Below are 16,761 nucleotides of genomic sequence, written 5' to 3' on the forward strand. Positions count from 1 at the left end.
GCGCTCACGGAACGTCGTAGCCTGCGTTCAGTAGCATGTCCACCAGGCGGATGAGCGGAAGGCCTACCAGGCTGGTGACGTCCTCGCCTTCGGTGGCGCGGAAAAGACTGATGCCTAATCCTTCAGCCTTGAAACTGCCCGCGCAATCGTAGGGCTTTTCAATTCTCAGATAGCGCTCGATTCGGGCTTCATCTAGTTCTCTGAAGTGTACGGTGAACGGTATGCAGTCGGTCTGAATTCTGCCTGTCGCGCTGTCGAGGAGCGCCAGTCCGGTCAGAAATCGGACGCTGTTGCCGCTGGCGGATTGCAGTTGCTGTTTTGCCCGCTCGAAGGTGTGCGGTTTGCCGATAATCTTCGAGTCCAATACTGCAGCCTGATCGGAGCCGATAATCAGGTGATTCGGATACCGCTCGGCAAGCGCTCTGGCCTTCTGCTCGGCGAGTCGGTTTACGAGTTGTTCGGCGCTTTCTCCGGGTAGATGGGTTTCATCGATATCCGGGGCGCAGCTTTCGAACGGCAGTCCCAGCCGGGAGAGCAATTCCTGTCGATAGGGTGAGCTGGATGCAAGCAGCAGGCGGCGCATGATTCCTCCTTTATATATAGGTGCGAGATTGTATGCGTTGCGTCGTGAAGCTGGGCGGAATTCCTTTGACAGGCTGCGGGCGCGTCCCTAGAATGCCGCGCTTATGTTGAAAGGACCGATACCACCGCACGTTGATCCGCGCAAGCTCGCCGACCGAGCGGCCACCCTAGCCGGTGAGCTGCAATTGTCGCAGCTGAAGCGGCTCGCCGATCCTCTTGAGGATGATCAGGGTGTGGTGCGCGCCAGTTTTGCCTTTGGGCGCGACGAGCAGCGTACTGCGGTTATCCGTAGTCAGCTCGACGTTGAAGTCAAAATGATTTGCCAGCGTTGTCTGGAGCCGGTTGTTCTGCCGATTCACAGCGAGTGCGATTACGCGGTTGTGAATGAAGGGGCGAGCAGCCAGCACCTGCCCAAAGGGTACGACGTGCTGGAAGTGGGAGAGGATCCTCTGGATCTGCTGGCGCTGGTCGAAGACGAGCTATTGCTCGCTCTGCCGATTGTTCCACTCCATGACCCTGAAATTTGCCAGCCGCCGGTTGGGCCAGATGAGCCTGAACCGAGTGAGGACGAGGTAACGCGGTCCAACCCGTTCAGCGTACTGGCGCAGTTAAAGCGTGACCCAAACGTTTAGGAGTTGATCCAAATGGCTGTTCAGCAGAACAAAAAATCCCGTTCCGCCCGTGACATGCGTCGTTCCCATGACGCTCTCGAGCCGAACGCTCTGTCCGTGGAAAAGAGCACCGGTGAAGTTCACCTGCGTCACCACGTGTCCCCGGACGGTTTCTACCGTGGTCGCAAGGTGATCGACAAGGGCGCTGACGAGTAATCCTTGTCCGCTCCGGTCATCGCGATCGATGCAATGGGTGGGGACTTCGGTCCCCACTGCATTGTTCCGGCCAGTCTGTCCTGTCTGGCTGAAAGCCCCTCGCTGCATCTGGTCCTTGTCGGCCAATCTTCCCTTCTCGAACAGCTTGTCGCCCAGCATCCTGGGGTCGATCGTTCGCGCCTGAAAATCGTCGATGCGCCTGAAATCATTGGTATGGCTGAACGCCCGGCTCAGGCATTGCGTGGCAAGCCACGCTCTTCCATGCGTATTGCCCTCGAGCAGGTTCGCGACGGTAAAGCCAATGCTTGTGTAAGCGCCGGTAACACCGGCGCGCTGATGGCATTGGCGCGCCAGGTTCTGAGAACGCTGCCAGGTATCGATCGGCCGGCGATGGTGACAGCGCTCCCTACGCAGGCTGACCCATGCCTGCTGCTGGACCTGGGCGCAAATGTCGATTGCCCGCCCGAGCAGCTTTTCCAGTTTGCTGTCATGGGGGCTGTGGCGGCCGAATCGCTGGGGCGACAGCAGCCTAGGGTCGCGCTGCTGAATGTCGGTACCGAAGAGATCAAGGGCAATCAGCAGGTCAAACAAGCCGCGCTGCTGTTGCAGCAGGCCGCTGATCTCAACTATCAGGGCTTCATCGAGGGGGATGGGCTGTATCGCGGTGAAGCCGACGTGGTCGTATGCGATGGCTTTGTCGGCAACATATTGCTCAAATCCAGCGAGGGATTGGCTGGGATGCTGGTCGCCAGAGTCGAGGCGCTTTTCAAGCGTTCGCTTGGCGCGCGCATTGTCGGTGCTGTCGTATTGCCGTTGTTGCGCCGTCTGCGGGCGGATCTCAATCCGGCTCAGTACAATGGTGCGAGCTTTCTCGGGCTGCAGGGAATTGTCGTCAAGAGTCATGGTAGTGCTGGTGCGGACGGCTTCAAAGCAGCGATCCGGCGCGCGGCGCAGGATGTCGAGCATGATCTCCCTGAGCAACTGAGGAGCAGGCTGGGGCATTTTCTGCAGCCACCTCATTCGTACGATGATGTGGATGATGTGACCGCAGGTGGTGGCCAGCCATCCAACTGAAATTCGCGACGCCGGTCCCTGGCGTATTCTTCAGACGAACAGAACCACAAGAGAGTCGTTTCATGTCCGCATCACTTGCTTTCGTCTTTCCCGGTCAGGGGTCTCAGTCCCTTGGCATGCTGGCCGAGCTGGGTGCCCAGCAAAGCGTGGTGGTCGATACTTTTGCCGAGGCATCTTCGGCGCTCGGGTACGACCTTTGGGCGTTGACCCAGACCGGTCCGGAAGAACAGCTGAATCAGACCGACAAGACCCAGCCGGCGATTCTTGCCGCCTCCATTGCAATCTGGCGTTTGTGGCAGACAGAAGGCGGCGCGCAGCCCGCATTCGTTGCCGGACACAGCCTCGGTGAGTACTCCGCTCTGGTGGCGGCGGGCAGCCTGCCGTTCGCTGACGCCATCAAGCTGGTTGAATTGCGCGGTCAATTGATGCAGCAGGCAGTGCCGGCCGGGCAGGGCGGCATGGCTGCCATTCTCGGGCTGGAAGATGCCGATGTATTGGCCGCCTGTGCCGAGGCCGCGCAAGGTGAGGTGGTCAGTGCGGTCAACTTCAACGCTCCGGGTCAGGTGGTGATTGCCGGCAGTGCAGCGGCGGTAGAGCGCGCGATCGAAGCGTGCAAGGCCAAAGGTGCCAAGCGTGCGATGGCTTTGCCGGTGAGTGTCCCCTCTCATTGCGATCTGATGCGTCCGGCTGCCGAACGCTTCGCTTCCTCGGTGGAGTCGATCGAATGGCAAGCGCCGCAGATTCCGTTGGTGCAGAACGTCAGCGCAGCAGTCGTCGCGGATCTGGAAGTGCTCAAGCGTGATCTGCTGGCACAGCTCTACAGTCCGGTGCGCTGGGTCGAGTCCATGGTTGCTCTGGGAGACCGTGGCGTCACCTCGCTGGTCGAGTGCGGACCCGGCAAGGTTCTGTCGGGCCTCAACAAACGCTGCGTCAAGGGCGTCAGCACCTACAATCTGGATACCCCCGAGGCCTTCGCGGTCGCTCGTGCCGCATTGGCTTGAACAAGGAGAATGCTATGAATCTGCAAGGTAAGGTGGCGTTGGTAACCGGCGCGAGCCGCGGTATTGGCCAGGCCATTGCCCTTGAGCTGGGCCGCCAGGGCGCGATCGTAATTGGTACTGCGACCACGCCAACCGGCGCCGAGCGCATCGCCGAGACACTGAAGGAAAACGGCATCGAAGGCGCTGGGCTGGTGCTCGATGTTGGCAACGATGAATCTGTCAGCAGCACTCTTGAGCACATTCAGCAGCATCTCGGACAGCCGGCAATTCTGGTCAACAATGCCGGTATTACCCGCGATAACTTGATGCTGCGCATGAAGGATGATGAGTGGCATGACGTCATCAACACCAACCTGAATAGCCTGTATCGCCTCTCCAAGGCCGTGCTGCGCGGCATGACCAAGGCTCGCTGGGGTCGAATCATCAATATCGGTTCGGTGGTTGGTGCCATGGGCAACGCCGGACAGGTAAACTACGCGGCAGCCAAGGCCGGTCTGGAGGGTTTCAGCCGTGCATTGGCTCGTGAGGTCGGTTCTCGTGGTATCACGGTGAATTCCGTGGCGCCTGGTTTCATCGATACCGACATGACTCGCGAGTTGCCGGAAGCCCAGCGTGATGCGCTCGTGGGGCAGATTCCCCTGGGGCGTCTCGGTCAGGCCGAAGAAATTGCAAAGGTCGTTGCGTTTCTCGCTTCGGACGGCGCTGCCTACGTCACCGGTGCTACCGTTCCGGTGAATGGCGGCATGTACATGAGCTGAGTGTGACGCCCTACGCAGGAGGACAGTCTTAGAGGCTGTCTTTAAATTAGCTATAAAACCGCAGCTGGTTTATAGACAGAAGGTTGAAGGCGGCGTCATGCTTGCCTGCTTCCAGCTTGAAATGCGGAAAACGCTTTCTATACACTACCGCGCAAACCAGCTGCCTGATTTTTCCATAGGAGTGAAAACAAGGTATGAGCACCATCGAAGAACGCGTCAAGAAAATCGTTGCCGAGCAACTTGGCGTTAAAGAAGAGGAAGTAACCAACAGCGCTTCCTTCGTCGAAGACCTGGGTGCCGACTCTCTTGACACCGTTGAGCTGGTGATGGCTCTGGAAGAGGAATTCGAGACCGAGATCCCGGACGAGCAAGCTGAGAAGATCACCACCGTTCAGGAAGCCATCGATTACATCAACGCGCACGCGCAGTAAGTTGTAATCTGCTTCAGAAACAGGAACAGCCGCACTGCCTTTGAACGAGGTAGTGCGGCTTTTCTTTGAGAGGGATTCATCCAGGTCGCGGGGGCTCCATTGCACCCAGCCGGGGATGGTTCCTGTCTTGGCGGGAACCGAGCCAAGTACGTTTAGGTATAGGAGTAATCGCTGTGTCGCGTAGACGCGTCGTAGTCACCGGGATGGGCATGCTATCGCCACTGGGCAACGATGTGCCAAGCAGCTGGCAGGGAATTCTCGCCGGCCGCAGTGGTATCGGCCTGATCGAGCACATGGATCTTTCTGCCTATTCCACTCGTTTTGGCGGGTCGATCAAAAGCTTCGATGTCGAGCAGTATCTGCCGGCAAAAGAGGCACGCAAGCTCGACCTCTTCATTCAGTACGGCCTTGCCGCGAGTTTCCAGGCGGTGCGTGATTCCGGGCTGGAGGTCACTGACGCCAATCGGGAGCGCATCGGCGTCGCGATGGGGTCCGGTATCGGCGGCCTGACCAATATCGAAAACAGCTGCAAGGCACTTATCGAGCAAGGTCCGCGGCGTATATCTCCCTTCTTCGTGCCGGGCTCCATCATCAACATGGTGTCTGGTTTCCTGTCGATCCATCTGGGATTGCAGGGCCCCAACTATGCAATCGCTACCGCCTGTACCACAGGCACCCACTGCATTGGCATGGCCGCCCGTAACATCGCCTATGGCGAGGCGGATGTCATGGTGGCCGGCGGTTCCGAGATGGCTGCCAGTGGGCTTGGTATCGGAGGCTTTGCGGCAGCACGCGCACTGTCCACCCGCAACGATGACCCGGCGGCTGCGAGCCGGCCCTGGGACAAGGGGCGTGACGGTTTCGTTCTCTCCGATGGTGCCGGTGCGCTGGTGCTGGAGGAGCTGGAGCATGCCAAGGCCCGGGGGGCGCACATCTACGCCGAACTGATCGGTTTCGGCATGAGCGCCGATGCGTTCCACATGACCTCGCCGCCCGACGACGGCGCCGGTGCTGCGCGCTGCATCCGCAATGCGCTGAAGGACTCCCAGTTGAATGTCGATCAGGTGCATTACATCAATGCACACGGCACCTCGACTCCCGCAGGTGACAAGGCCGAGGCTGCTGCTATTCGCAGCGTATTCGGTGATCACGCCTATGAGCTGTCGGTCAGTTCGACCAAATCCATGGTCGGCCACCTGCTGGGTGCTGCCGGTGCGGTGGAAGCGATCTTCAGTGTTCTGGCTATTCGTGATCAGGTCGCGCCGCCGACCATCAATCTGCATGAGCCGGATGAAGGCTGCGACCTCGATTTCGTTCCGCACGAGGCCAAGCCCCGACCGATTGAGGTGGCGGTGTCCAACTCGTTCGGTTTTGGCGGAACCAACGGTTCGCTGGTATTCCGCCGGTTCGCCGAGTGACATTGAGCTGGCTGAACGGGGAGCCCTGTGATGGGCTGCCCATTCATGATCGAGGACTGGCCTACGGCGATGGGCTGTTCGAGACTATTCGCGTCGCAGGTGGCCAGGCGCGGTTGGTCGAACGCCATCTGCAGCGGCTGCAAGATGGCTGTGAGCGGCTCGCCATTCCCGTTGATGCAAATCTGCTGCGCAATGAGCTGATGCGCTTCTGCCGGGCACTGGGGCAGGGCGTCGCCAAGCTCATCGTCACGCGTGGCGCCGGACAGCGTGGTTATGCAACGCCACAGCCGTGTCAGCCGCAGCGTCTGCTGTTAGGCTCGTCCTCTCCAGCTTATCCGCCACAGCATGCTGAAACCGGCATCAGGCTATTTCCGTGCGAGACCCGGCTTGCCGAGCAACCGCGACTCGCCGGCATCAAGCATCTGAATCGCCTGGAGCAGGTGTTGGCGCGTGCCGAGTGGCATGATCCGGTCTACGCGGAAGGGTTGATGCGCGATATGTCCGGCCGGGTGGTGGAGGGCGTTTTCAGCAATCTGTTCATCGTGGAAGCCGGCAAACTGCGCACCGCGCCGCTGACTCGTTGCGGAGTCGCTGGGGTCATGCGTGCGGAGATCATTGCGCGCGCAGCACAGCACGGGCTCCCGGTCGTGATCGACGACATCAGCTATGCCGAGCTTTTGCAGGCCGATGAGGTATTCCTCTGCAACAGCCTTTACGGCATCTGGCCCGTGACAGCTTTGGCCGAGTGCGTCTGGCCCGTCGGTCCGCTGACCCGTAAACTGCAGTCCGTTGTCGCCGACCTGTTGAGTGATTCGTGATCCGTAAAATTCTTGTTCTGCTGCTGACAGTGTTGCTGTTGGCGGCGATTGCGCTCGGACTGTTCACCTGGAAACAGCATGCTGCGCTCGAGCAGCCTCTGGCCGTTACCGACGAGGCCCTGCTGCTCGACGTGCGTCCGGGCGATACGCCCAGTGGCGTGCTTCAGCGGTTGGAGGCCGAAGGCGTACTGGAGGATGCCTTCTGGTTGCGTTTGTATTGGCGTTTGAACCTGTCCGGGCAGAGCTTGCACACCGGCGAGTATCGCCTGACCCCCACTATGACGGCGCGGGACATGATCGGGCTTTGGCAGCGTGGCGAAGTGGTGCAATACAGCCTGACCCTGGTCGAGGGCTGGAACTTCCGCCAGTTGCGTAGCGCCCTGCAGAGTCAGCCCAAGCTGGAGCAAACCCTGGATGGTTTGACTGATGCCGAAATCATGTCGCGCATCGGTGCGTCGGGCCAGCACCCGGAAGGACGCTTCTTCCCAGATACCTATCGTTTCACCCGCGGTACATCTGACGAGGACCTGCTGCGCCGTGCCTTCGCCCGCCTGGAGCAGGTTCTCGAAGAGGAATGGCAGCAGCGTGCCAGGGAGCTGCCGTACAAGGACGCCTATCAGGCGCTGATCATGGCCTCGATCATAGAAAAGGAAACCGGCGTGCCCGGCGAGCGTGGAGAGATTGCCGGCGTCTTTGTGCGCAGGCTGGCGCGGGGCATGCTGCTGCAGACCGACCCAACCGTTATCTACGGCATGGGTGAGAAGTACAAGGGCCGGATCACCCGCACCGATCTGCGCACGCCGACACCCTACAATACCTACACCAATGCCGGCCTGCCGCCGACCCCGATCGCGATGGTCGGGCGCGAGGCGATCCGCGCCGCGCTCCATCCGGCGGATGGCACCAGTCTCTACTTCGTCGCCCGTGGCGATGGCAGCCATGTTTTCAGCGATACGCTCAATCAGCACAACCGTGCGGTGCGCGAGTATCAGCTCAAGCGCCGTGCCGACTACCGCTCCAGCCCGCCGCCACGGCAGGCACCGGCGGACAACGGAAACGTACAATGAAAGGACTCTTCGTGACCCTCGAAGGCCCTGAAGGGGCCGGCAAGAGCACCAATCGTGAATATCTCGCCGAGCGCTTGCGCGCATGTGGCGTGGATGTCGTGCTGACCCGTGAGCCCGGTGGGACGCCGCTGGCCGAGCGTATCCGCGAGCTGCTTCTCACCCCGGCCGACGAGCCGATGGCGGTGGATACCGAGTTGCTGCTGGTCTTCGCCGCACGTGCTCAGCATCTCGCGCAGGTCATACGCCCGGCACTGGAGCGCGGGGCGGTGGTGCTCTGCGATCGTTTCACCGATGCCACCTATGCCTATCAGGGCGGGGGGCGAGGGCTCTCTATCGAGCGGATCGCCCAGCTGGAAGCCTTCGTGCAGGGCGAGCTGCGACCTGATCTGACCTTGATCTTCGATCTGCCGGTCGAGGTGGGGCTGGCCCGTGCGGCGGCGCGCGGTCGTCTGGATCGCTTCGAACAGGAAGGCCTCCGCTTTTTCGAATCGGTACGGCGCGCCTATCTGGATCGCGCCAAGGCTGCGCCGTCGCGCTATCGAATCATCGATGCAGGGCAGTCATTGAATGTCGTGCAGCAGGATGTACAGGCCCTGATTCCCGACCTGATGGGGCGCCTCGATGGCTGACGTCCTCCCCTGGCAGGCGGAGCTCTGGCGGCAGCTGGCAGGTCGTACGCAGCATGCTCACGCTTACCTGCTGCACGGTCCTGGCGGCATCGGCAAGCGGCAGCTGGCCGAGCAATTGATGGCGCTGCTGCTTTGCCAGCGGCCCGTGAACGCCACGGCCTGTGGTGAATGCAAGGCTTGTCAGCTGTTGGCTGCACATACGCATCCGGACCATTACATCCTCGAGCCGGAAGAGGTCGACAAGGCCATACGGGTCGACCAGGTGCGTGATCTGGTCGGCTTCGTCACCCAGACTGCGCAGCTGGGTGGGCGCAAGGTGATACTGCTGGAGCCCGCCGAGGCGATGAACCTCAATGCGGCCAACGCATTGCTCAAGAGCCTTGAGGAGCCCTCCGGCGATACGGTACTGCTGCTCATCAGCCACCAGCCGAGTCGCCTGTTGCCGACCATCAAGAGCCGTTGCGTGCAGCAGGCCTGCCCTCTGCCGGGACGGCAACAGAGTCTCGACTGGCTGGCTGGACAGCTCCCCGAGCTGGCAGCGGAGCTGCGTGAGCAGCTACTGACACTGGCGGCGGGGTCACCTCTGGCCGCCTTGAAGTTGCATGAGCAGAAAGTACTGGACTTGCGCGCGCAGGTTGTCGACAGCGTGAAGAAGCTGCTCAAGCAGCAACAGTCACCCAGTCAGCTGGCTGAGGGCTGGAATGCGCTGCCGCTGATCCTGCTGTTCGACTGGTTTTGCGAGTGGACGCATCTGATCCTGCGGTATCAGATGGCCGGTGATGATGCTGAGCTCGGTGCAGCCGATATGCAGAAGGTGTTGCAGTACCTTGCGCAGAAGTCAGCGCAACACAAAGTGATGGCGCTGCAGGACTGGCTGCTCGAACATCGGCAAAAAGTGCTAGGCAAAGCCAACCTCAACCGTGTGTTGCTTCTCGAAGCGCTGCTGGTGCAGTGGGCAACGCTGCCCGGCGCGGGCTAGAATCGACTGGAATTTTCGTTAGGAACACCGCATGAGCCTGCCAGCAAATCTTGGTCCGCGTAATGGCATCCTGTCCCTGACCATCAAGGACAAGTCGGTGCTCTATGCCGCGTTCATGCCCTTCATCAAGCATGGAGGTCTGTTCATCCCGACCAACAAGAGCTACAAGCTTGGCGACGAAGTGTTCATGCTGCTCAACCTGATGGACGAGCCGGAAAAGATTCCCGTTGCCGGCAAGGTCGTCTGGATCACCCCAAAGGGCGCCCAGGGCAGTCGCGCTGCTGGAATTGGCGTGCAGTTCAACGAAGGCGACAGTACCGCACGCAACAAGATCGAAACCTATCTGGCCGGTGCGCTCAAATCCGACCGTCCGACCCACACGATGTAACGCTCTGAGTCACTGAACGTCATCCCTCGCCAGACGGCAGGGTGTTCGTTGGCCTTTCCTGACAACCGGCCATTTGCTCTACAATCGCCCCTTTTTCGCGATAGCAAGTAGTGCATTTCATGCTGGTAGATTCCCACTGTCACCTTGACCGACTCGACCTGACCGCACATGACGGTTCACTGGATGCCGCGTTGGACGCTGCGCGCTCGCGCGGTGTCGGGCATTTCCTCTGCATCGGCGTTAGCGCCGACAACGCAGCGGCGGTCAGATCGCTGTCCGAGCGCTATGCCGACGTGGATTGCTCGATCGGTGTTCATCCTCTGGATCTCGAGCCGACGAGCCAGCCGGTGCTGGACTGGTTGCTTGGCGAGCTCCAGCACCCGCATGTGGTTGCCATTGGTGAAACCGGTCTGGATTACCACTACGAGCCCGAAGCTGCGCAGATGCAGCAGCAGTCCTTCCGGCTGCATCTTGAAGCAGCCAGGCTGACCGGCAAACCGGTCATCGTGCACACCCGGGCTGCCCGCGCCGATACGCTGGATCTGCTCCGTGAAGCGGCGCTGCCGCAGGCGGGTGTATTGCATTGCTTTACCGAGGACTGGGACATGGCCAAGGCTGCGCTTGATCTCGGTTTCTATATCTCTCTGTCGGGGATCGTCACGTTCCGAAATGCCGATGCGCTGCGCGATGTGGCTCGCAGAGTGCCGGCTGATCGCTTGCTGGTCGAAACCGATTCGCCGTATCTGGCGCCGGTTCCCCACCGTGGCAAAGCCAACCTGCCGCAGTATGTGCGGGAGGTCGCCGAGTTTGTTGCGGAGTTGCGTGGCGTTCCGTTCGAGGCGCTGGCTGAGCAAACCACTGCCAATTTCAAGACACTGTTCCCGCTGGCCAGGGTGCGCAGCTGACGTCGCCGCCGCGTAGGATTGGTGCTTTCCAGCACGTCCGGTGCGCTGCCTTCTTTCTCGCCGACACGAGCGGCGCTTTTCTTGCCCTGAAGATCCACAAGGTGGCGTATGACCGCTGAAACGCTGCACACCGGACCGCTCCAGCGCGGTCTGAAGAATCGTCATATCCAGCTGATCGCCCTGGGCGGAGCGATTGGAACGGGACTGTTCCTGGGCTCGGCCGGAGTTCTGAGAAGTGCCGGCCCGTCGATGATCCTGGGTTATGCGATCGGTGGCTTCATCGCTTTTCTGATCATGCGCCAGCTGGGGGAGATGATCGTCGAGGAGCCGGTCGCAGGGTCGTTCAGCCATTTCGCACACAAATATGGCGGCGGTTATGCGGGGTTCCTTTCCGGCTGGAACTACTGGGTGCTGTACGTCCTGGTGGGCATGGCCGAGCTGACGGCGGTCGGCAAGTACGTGCAGTTCTGGTGGCCTGATATTCCCGCCTGGGCCACAGCCGCTGCGTTCTTCGTGCTGATCAATCTGATCAATCTCAGCAACGTCAAGGCTTTCGGTGAGGCCGAGTTCTGGTTTGCCATTGTCAAGGTCGCCGCCATCGTCGGCATGATCCTGCTCGGGCTTTTCCTCCTGGTCAGTGGCCAGGGGGGCGAGCAGGCAAGCATCAGCAACCTGTGGACGCACGGTGGCTTCTTCCCCAACGGCTTCAGCGGCATGCTGCTGGCGCTGGCGATCATCATGTTCTCCTTCGGTGGACTGGAACTGGTCGGCATCACGGCGGCAGAAGCGGCGGAGCCAAAAACCGTGATTCCCAAGGCGATCAATCAGGTCGTCTATCGCATTCTGATCTTCTACATAGGCGCGCTGACGGTGCTGCTGGCGCTGTATCCCTGGGACGCACTGTTGCAGACGCTGGGCTCCGCGGGCGACCCCTACAGCGGCAGCCCCTTCGTGCAGATATTTTCGCTGATCGGCAGCGATGCGGCGGCGCATCTGCTGAACTTCGTCGTGCTGACGGCTGCGCTTTCGGTCTACAACAGCGGCGTGTATTGCAACAGCCGCATGCTGTACGGCCTGGCAGAGCAGGGCGATGCGCCGCGCAGCCTGATGAAGATCAATGCCCGCGGTGTCCCGGTGCTAGCGGTGGGCGTGTCGGCCCTGGTAACCCTGCTCTGCGTGGCGGTGAACTACCTGTTTCCGCAGGGCGCGCTCGAACTGCTGATGTCCCTTGCGGTGGCTGCGCTGGTAATCAACTGGGCGATGATCAGCCTTGCGCACCTGAAATTTCGTCGCGCCATGCAGCGCCAGGGCGTTGAGCCGAGCTTCAAGGCGTTCTGGTTCCCGCTGAGCAATTACCTGTGCCTGGCCTTCGTCAGCGGGATCCTGGTCATCATGCTGTGGCTACCTGGCATCCGCATGTCGGTGTTCGCGATTCCGGTCTGGGTCGGGTTTCTCTGGCTGTGCTACCGGCTGCGGACTCGTTTGCTGGCGCAGCCCCAGACCTGAGAGCAAAAAAAACCCGGTTTCCAGGGAAGCCGGGCCAAGACCATTAGGAGTATGAAATCGCAATCCTAGCGACCTCATCTGGCTGGGCAGTGGGGGGATTGCCCGGCCAGTTACTCAAGTATTAACGCTGCTCCGCGGGTTTGCCGGCGGATTTCCCTGATTTTTAAACGCATTTGGAATACAAGTCTCGCTGGCTGATCGCCTTCAGTGCGCAGCCAGGTCATGCAACAGGCCTAGCGTTTCGTCTATGACGTGCTCCGGCGTGTAGAAATGTGGCGAGAAGCGGATGCCGCCGCCGCGTTGTGCACACACCACCTGTTCAGTCTTGAGTCGCTCGAACAGAGCGGCATTGGACCAGCCGTCGAGGCGGAACGTGACGATGCCGGAGCGCCTCTCCGCTTGGCCTGGCGAGAGGGTTTCTACTCCATTCAGCTCGCTGATCCCGTGAGTCAGCCATTCGATTCGCTCGTCCAGCGATCTGGCGACTTGCTCCATCCCCACTTCCTCCAGCAGCGACAGGCTGGCTTCGAGTGCCATTGCCCCCAGCATGTTCGGGCTGCCGCACTCGAACCGCCTAGCACTGCGTGCGGGCTCCCAGTCGCTACGGTCGTAGTCGCCGGCGTGCTCCAGCATGTGCCAGCCGTACTCGTGCAGTTTCAGTTGCTCGCGTAGGTCGTTGCGACAATAGAAAACACCGAGTCCTTCCGGGCCGAGCATCCACTTGTGACCATCCGCCATGGCGAAGGCGCAACGGTTCTGCTGGACATCGAAGGGCAGGGCGCCCAATTGCTGGATTGCATCGATGCACAGAAGCACGCCGCGTTGCTCGCAGCCTTCGCCCAGGCGCGGAAGATCCAACCGCATGCCGCTCGCATATTGCACGGCGCTGATCGACATCAGGCGTACCCGAGGACCACACGCTGCAAGGAGGTCAGCCTCGGGATCGACACCCTTGAGACTGACCTGAATGACTTCCACGCCGAGTGGCCGCAATGCCTCCCAGACCACCCTATTGGACGGAAACTCCTCGTCGCTGATCACGATCTGATCACCGCTTTTCCAGTCCAGCCCGAAGGCGACGAATGAGAGCGCTTCGGAGGTGTTCTTGACCAGCGCCAGATCGGCACTGCTCGGCGCGTTGAGCAGTCGCGTCAGGCGTTGGCGCAGGCTGCGTTCCACTGTGAGCCATTCGGGGTAGTCGCGCGCGCCCAGGGTTGCATTCTGCTCGGCAAAGGCGCTCACGGCCCGAGCCGCCCGCCTGGGCCAGGGAGCGACGGCAGCATGGTTCAGATATCGCAAACCGACTATTTGCGGGAATTCGTCATTTATTTGAATCATGGTTGGATGTCCCGTGCATTTCATGACCGGTTAGGCATAATGGCTGCCTCGTTTTTCACCTCAAGCAGCCTTCCTATGCAGAATGAACCTCGTAAGGTCCGCGAATTTCGTCGCCGCGAACAGGAAATCCTCGATACCGCGTTGCAGCTTTTTCTCGACCAGGGAGAGGACAGCGTTACTGTCGAGATGATTGCCGATGCGGTCGGCATCGGCAAAGGCACGATCTACAAGCACTTCAAGTCCAAGGCCGAAATTTACCTGCGGCTGATGCTGGACTACGAGCGCGACCTGAACCAGATCCTCCACTCTCCCGACCTGGACCGCGACAAGGAAGCGCTTTCGCGCGCCTACTTCGAGTTCCGCATGCGCGACCCGCAGCGCTATCGGCTGTTCGACCGCCTCGAGGAGAAAGTGGTCAAGGGCAATCAGGTGCCGGAAATGGTCGAGCAGCTGCACAGCATCCGCGCCTCCAACTTCGAACATCTGACCCAGTTGATCAAAGGCCGTATCGCCGAAGGCAAGCTGGAAGACGTGCCACCGTACTTCCACTATTGTGCCGCCTGGGCGCTGGTACATGGTGCGGTGGCGCTGTACCACTCGCCGTTCTGGAGCAACGTGCTGGAAGATCAGGACGGCTTCTTCCAGTTCCTCATGGATATCGGCGTACGCATGGGCAACAAGCGCAAGCGTGACTGAATCGGCGGCAGCGTGAAGATCGAACAGGCGTGGACGCAATGAACGCGAGCGAGTTTTCCATCCGCTACATCGAGCCAGTATTTCGGCCACCCAGCGAGGCGCATTCGCTGATCCTGCCGGTGACCAATGGCTGCTCCTGGAACAGCTGTACCTTCTGTGACATGTATACCGCGCCGCAGAAGAAGTTTCGTGCTCGCGATGAGGCGGAGGTGCTCGACGAGATCCGTCGTTGCGGCGAGCAGTTGATCGTGCAGCGTGTATTCCTCGCCGATGGTGACGCCTTGGTGTTGCCGACCCACCGGCTGTTGAGAATCCTTGAACAGATCCGCCAGTGCCTGCCCGAAGTTCAACGTGTCTCGAGCTATTGCCTGCCACGCAACCTGCGCAAGAAGTCGGTTGCCGAGCTGCAGGAACTGGCGGATGCGGGGCTCGGCATGGCCTATGTCGGCGCCGAGTCCGGCGACGATGAGGTGCTGGCGCTGGTCAACAAGGGGGAGACCTACGAATCGACGCTCAGCGCGCTGGATAAGCTGGGGGCGGCGGGCATCGCACGCTCGGTGATGATTCTCAACGGGCTTGGCGGTCGCCAACTGAGTCGCCAGCACGCACGCAACTCGGCGCGGCTGATGAATGCAGCGCAGCCCGAGTTTCTGTCCACGCTGGTGGTCAGTTTTCCGCAGGGTGAAGCGCGTTTTCGGCAAACCTTCGAGGATTTCGAGCCGCTGGTGCCGGCCGATCTGTTTCGCGAGCTGGAGTGGTTGCTGGAGGATCTGCAGCTGACCGATACGGTTTTTCGCAGCGACCATGCGTCCAATTATCTGGTGCTCAAGGGGATTTTGGGTGCCGATAAGCCGGGCCTGCTGCGTCGGGTGCGTGAGGCCATCGAAGACCCGCGTAACGCCCCGTTGCGTCAGGAGTGGCAGCGAGGCCTGTAGCCGCCTCGTTCAGGCGGGGAGTCGAGAGCATCCAGCTGAACCGGCTCGCCTCGGTGCTGGAAGTGGCGTGGATGCTGCATTGGCTGTCGAATCGTCGGTTTTTCGTCGCCGGCCCTATGAGGTGAGTTTCATGCGATTTCTGTTACTGGCAGTGCCTGGCTTGCTTGCATTGCTCATGCTTTCTGGCTGCATGAAGGTCAGCGACATGGCGGAGGGTACCCGTTATCACCTTCGCGATGCCGGAATTCTGGATCACAGCGAAACCCGTCGTTCCAACTCCTGGCGCCTGCAGCCGGACTCATTCATCTATATCGCGCAGGGACATTTCGTGCCGCCCGGAGACGCATACCCGCGGCCGAACGTCGTGGCCGAAGAGGCCTTCAGCGGTTTTGTCGAGTACTTCCCAATGGTTCGTCGAGCCCGTGGCCCGCTCGGGCTTGAGGAGGCAATGGCCGAAGCGTCGGCAATGGGCGCGCATTATCTGCTGTATCTGCGGTTTGCCGCGGCTGATGATCGCATCGGCAGTTTCGACGAGCTGAACGATCAGCGCGCACTGGATCGCCTTGGTGTCGATTCCGGCGTGGTGCAGTTGATGCTGGTGGAGACCGGAACTCGCTATCTGGTCGATACCGCTCGCATTCGTAATCGTGGCGGCGTGCTCGGCATCTACGATGCAAAGCCGGAGCAACTCTTGCGTCCGCCACTGCAGGACTATGCTCGTCGGTTGTTGGGCCTGTCACGTTGAGCGATGTGGCAGTATCGGGAACAGGCGATTACCTCATTCAATCGAGGAGGACCGAATGACCGATATAGGCAAGGCTGGGGATCTGCTTGCGCAGCTGTCCGCTGGCGGGAAGAAGAAAGGGTTGCCGCCGGTGCATCTGTGGAACCCTCCGTTCTGTGGCGATCTGGACATGCGCATCGCGCGCGACGGGACCTGGCACTATCAGGGTTCGCCGATCGGGCGGCCGGCAATGGTGCGTTTGTTTTCCACGGTGATTCGCCGCGACGGCGACGACTACTTCCTGGTGACACCGGTAGAGAAGGTCGGTATCCAGGTCGAAGATGCGCCTTTCGTTGCGGTCCGGCTGGAAGTCAGTGGCGAGGGTGAGACGCAAAGCCTGCGCTTTATCACCAATGTCGAGGACGAGGTCGAGGCTGGTGAAGAGCACCCTTTGCGCGTTGTCACCGACCCGCAAACGCAGGAGCCGGCGCCATATGTGCATGTGCGTGCCAACCTCGAGGCACTGATCCATCGCAATGTGTTTTATGAGCTTGTGGAGCTGGCGGTGCCCGGCAAGGTAGATGGCAAGGATTACCTCGGTGTGTGGAGTGGCGGGACGTTCTTCCCGATTGGCGCCGCTGAGTAGCTGTTTCGTTACCCATGATCAAAAAAGGCTCCCGAGGGA

20 protein-coding genes are annotated in these 16,761 nt (G+C 60.5%); 18 read left to right on the forward strand and 2 right to left on the reverse strand.

Going from position 1 to position 16,761, the window contains the following annotated elements; genetic code table 11:
• Positions 1-4 precede the first annotated feature (4 nt).
• Positions 5-583, reverse strand: coding sequence for a Maf family protein (locus tag CW305_RS04905; protein ID WP_104097250.1), 579 nt, complete (start codon positions 581-583; stop codon positions 5-7).
• Between the two features lie 103 nt (positions 584-686).
• Here CW305_RS04905 and CW305_RS04910 point away from each other — a divergent pair, with 103 nt between their 5' ends.
• The 14 genes from CW305_RS04910 (at position 687) to CW305_RS04975 (ending at position 12,383) form a co-directional block, all read left to right on the forward strand.
• Positions 687-1,214: a YceD family protein gene (locus CW305_RS04910; RefSeq protein WP_014820897.1), complete on the forward strand. Its 528-nt coding sequence runs from the start codon at positions 687-689 to the stop codon at positions 1,212-1,214.
• A gap of 12 nt (positions 1,215-1,226) precedes the next feature.
• The gene (gene rpmF / locus CW305_RS04915) at positions 1,227-1,409 is read left to right on the forward strand and encodes a 50S ribosomal protein L32 (RefSeq protein WP_003293518.1); all 183 of its coding nucleotides are present in this window, start codon (positions 1,227-1,229) and stop codon (positions 1,407-1,409) included.
• A 3-nt stretch (positions 1,410-1,412) separates the two neighbouring features.
• Positions 1,413-2,483, forward strand: coding sequence for a phosphate acyltransferase PlsX (plsX, locus tag CW305_RS04920; protein WP_104097251.1), 1,071 nt, complete (start codon positions 1,413-1,415; stop codon positions 2,481-2,483).
• Positions 2,484-2,545: 62 nt separating this feature from the next.
• Entirely contained in the window at positions 2,546-3,484 is a 939-nt protein-coding gene (fabD, locus tag CW305_RS04925; RefSeq protein ID WP_104097252.1) for an ACP S-malonyltransferase, read from the forward strand.
• Positions 3,485-3,498: 14 nt separating this feature from the next.
• Positions 3,499-4,242, forward strand: a complete 744-nt coding sequence (gene fabG, locus CW305_RS04930) for a 3-oxoacyl-ACP reductase FabG (protein ID WP_042922585.1) — start codon at positions 3,499-3,501, stop codon at positions 4,240-4,242.
• Positions 4,243-4,436: 194 nt separating this feature from the next.
• On the forward strand, positions 4,437-4,673 hold the full coding sequence (gene acpP / locus CW305_RS04935) for an acyl carrier protein (protein ID WP_003283670.1): 237 nt from the start codon (positions 4,437-4,439) through the stop codon (positions 4,671-4,673).
• A gap of 173 nt (positions 4,674-4,846) precedes the next feature.
• Positions 4,847-6,091, forward strand: a complete 1,245-nt coding sequence (fabF, locus tag CW305_RS04940) for a beta-ketoacyl-ACP synthase II (RefSeq protein ID WP_044316189.1) — start codon at positions 4,847-4,849, stop codon at positions 6,089-6,091.
• Positions 6,092-6,093: 2 nt separating this feature from the next.
• On the forward strand, positions 6,094-6,909 hold the full coding sequence (gene pabC, locus CW305_RS04945) for an aminodeoxychorismate lyase (protein WP_104097253.1): 816 nt from the start codon (positions 6,094-6,096) through the stop codon (positions 6,907-6,909).
• Entirely contained in the window at positions 6,906-7,976 is a 1,071-nt protein-coding gene (gene mltG, locus CW305_RS04950; RefSeq protein ID WP_104097254.1) for an endolytic transglycosylase MltG, read from the forward strand. The genes pabC and mltG overlap by 4 nt, the downstream gene beginning before the upstream one ends.
• Positions 7,973-8,605, forward strand: coding sequence for a dTMP kinase (tmk, locus tag CW305_RS04955; RefSeq protein ID WP_104097255.1), 633 nt, complete (start codon positions 7,973-7,975; stop codon positions 8,603-8,605). Before mltG ends, tmk begins: the two co-directional genes overlap by 4 nt.
• A complete protein-coding gene (locus CW305_RS04960) occupies positions 8,598-9,584 on the forward strand; it encodes a DNA polymerase III subunit delta' (protein WP_014820889.1) in 987 nt (328 codons plus the stop codon). The genes tmk and CW305_RS04960 overlap by 8 nt, the downstream gene beginning before the upstream one ends.
• A gap of 31 nt (positions 9,585-9,615) precedes the next feature.
• Positions 9,616-9,972, forward strand: a complete 357-nt coding sequence (locus tag CW305_RS04965; RefSeq protein WP_003283656.1) for a PilZ domain-containing protein — start codon at positions 9,616-9,618, stop codon at positions 9,970-9,972.
• A 119-nt stretch (positions 9,973-10,091) separates the two neighbouring features.
• Positions 10,092-10,877: a TatD family hydrolase gene (locus CW305_RS04970; protein ID WP_042922599.1), complete on the forward strand. Its 786-nt coding sequence runs from the start codon at positions 10,092-10,094 to the stop codon at positions 10,875-10,877.
• Between the two features lie 108 nt (positions 10,878-10,985).
• Positions 10,986-12,383 carry an amino acid permease gene (locus tag CW305_RS04975; protein ID WP_104097256.1) on the forward strand — a complete coding sequence of 466 codons (1,398 nt, stop codon included), beginning with the start codon at positions 10,986-10,988 and terminating at the stop codon, positions 12,381-12,383.
• A 204-nt stretch (positions 12,384-12,587) separates the two neighbouring features.
• Here the strand turns inward: CW305_RS04975 and CW305_RS04980 are convergent, their stop codons facing one another.
• Positions 12,588-13,721, reverse strand: coding sequence for an aminotransferase class V-fold PLP-dependent enzyme (locus CW305_RS04980; RefSeq protein WP_104097257.1), 1,134 nt, complete (start codon positions 13,719-13,721; stop codon positions 12,588-12,590).
• 75 nt (positions 13,722-13,796) lie between these two features.
• Here CW305_RS04980 and CW305_RS04985 point away from each other — a divergent pair, with 75 nt between their 5' ends.
• From CW305_RS04985 to CW305_RS05000, 4 genes are all read left to right on the forward strand, one after another.
• Positions 13,797-14,417, forward strand: a complete 621-nt coding sequence (locus tag CW305_RS04985; protein WP_003299617.1) for a TetR/AcrR family transcriptional regulator — start codon at positions 13,797-13,799, stop codon at positions 14,415-14,417.
• 38 nt (positions 14,418-14,455) lie between these two features.
• The gene (locus tag CW305_RS04990; RefSeq protein WP_104097258.1) at positions 14,456-15,352 is read left to right on the forward strand and encodes a radical SAM protein; all 897 of its coding nucleotides are present in this window, start codon (positions 14,456-14,458) and stop codon (positions 15,350-15,352) included.
• A gap of 130 nt (positions 15,353-15,482) precedes the next feature.
• The gene (locus CW305_RS04995) at positions 15,483-16,097 is read left to right on the forward strand and encodes a DUF4823 domain-containing protein (protein ID WP_014820884.1); all 615 of its coding nucleotides are present in this window, start codon (positions 15,483-15,485) and stop codon (positions 16,095-16,097) included.
• Positions 16,098-16,152: 55 nt separating this feature from the next.
• Positions 16,153-16,722 carry a DUF1285 domain-containing protein gene (locus CW305_RS05000; RefSeq protein WP_104097259.1) on the forward strand — a complete coding sequence of 190 codons (570 nt, stop codon included), beginning with the start codon at positions 16,153-16,155 and terminating at the stop codon, positions 16,720-16,722.
• The last annotated feature ends 39 nt before the right edge of the window (positions 16,723-16,761 follow it).

This window comes from Stutzerimonas kunmingensis, from assembly GCF_002929225.1.
Lineage (GTDB): Bacteria > Pseudomonadota > Gammaproteobacteria > Pseudomonadales > Pseudomonadaceae > Stutzerimonas.

What these genes read in the sequence shown, in the direction of transcription:
- CW305_RS04905 (WP_104097250.1), bottom strand. Translation starts at nt 583, where the DNA reads ATGCGCCGCCTGCTGCTTGCATCCAGCTCACCCTATCGACAGGAATTG.
- CW305_RS04910 (WP_014820897.1), top strand. Translation starts at nt 687, where the DNA reads ATGTTGAAAGGACCGATACCACCGCACGTTGATCCGCGCAAGCTCGCC.
- rpmF (WP_003293518.1), top strand. Translation starts at nt 1,227, where the DNA reads ATGGCTGTTCAGCAGAACAAAAAATCCCGTTCCGCCCGTGACATGCGT.
- fabD (WP_104097252.1), top strand. Translation starts at nt 2,546, where the DNA reads ATGTCCGCATCACTTGCTTTCGTCTTTCCCGGTCAGGGGTCTCAGTCC.
- fabG (WP_042922585.1), top strand. Translation starts at nt 3,499, where the DNA reads ATGAATCTGCAAGGTAAGGTGGCGTTGGTAACCGGCGCGAGCCGCGGT.
- acpP (WP_003283670.1), top strand. Translation starts at nt 4,437, where the DNA reads ATGAGCACCATCGAAGAACGCGTCAAGAAAATCGTTGCCGAGCAACTT.
- tmk (WP_104097255.1), top strand. Translation starts at nt 7,973, where the DNA reads ATGAAAGGACTCTTCGTGACCCTCGAAGGCCCTGAAGGGGCCGGCAAG.
- CW305_RS04960 (WP_014820889.1), top strand. Translation starts at nt 8,598, where the DNA reads ATGGCTGACGTCCTCCCCTGGCAGGCGGAGCTCTGGCGGCAGCTGGCA.
- CW305_RS04965 (WP_003283656.1), top strand. Translation starts at nt 9,616, where the DNA reads ATGAGCCTGCCAGCAAATCTTGGTCCGCGTAATGGCATCCTGTCCCTG.
- CW305_RS04970 (WP_042922599.1), top strand. Translation starts at nt 10,092, where the DNA reads ATGCTGGTAGATTCCCACTGTCACCTTGACCGACTCGACCTGACCGCA.
- CW305_RS04975 (WP_104097256.1), top strand. Translation starts at nt 10,986, where the DNA reads ATGACCGCTGAAACGCTGCACACCGGACCGCTCCAGCGCGGTCTGAAG.
- CW305_RS04980 (WP_104097257.1), bottom strand. Translation starts at nt 13,721, where the DNA reads ATGATTCAAATAAATGACGAATTCCCGCAAATAGTCGGTTTGCGATAT.
- CW305_RS04985 (WP_003299617.1), top strand. Translation starts at nt 13,797, where the DNA reads ATGCAGAATGAACCTCGTAAGGTCCGCGAATTTCGTCGCCGCGAACAG.
- CW305_RS04990 (WP_104097258.1), top strand. Translation starts at nt 14,456, where the DNA reads ATGAACGCGAGCGAGTTTTCCATCCGCTACATCGAGCCAGTATTTCGG.
- CW305_RS04995 (WP_014820884.1), top strand. Translation starts at nt 15,483, where the DNA reads ATGCGATTTCTGTTACTGGCAGTGCCTGGCTTGCTTGCATTGCTCATG.
- CW305_RS05000 (WP_104097259.1), top strand. Translation starts at nt 16,153, where the DNA reads ATGACCGATATAGGCAAGGCTGGGGATCTGCTTGCGCAGCTGTCCGCT.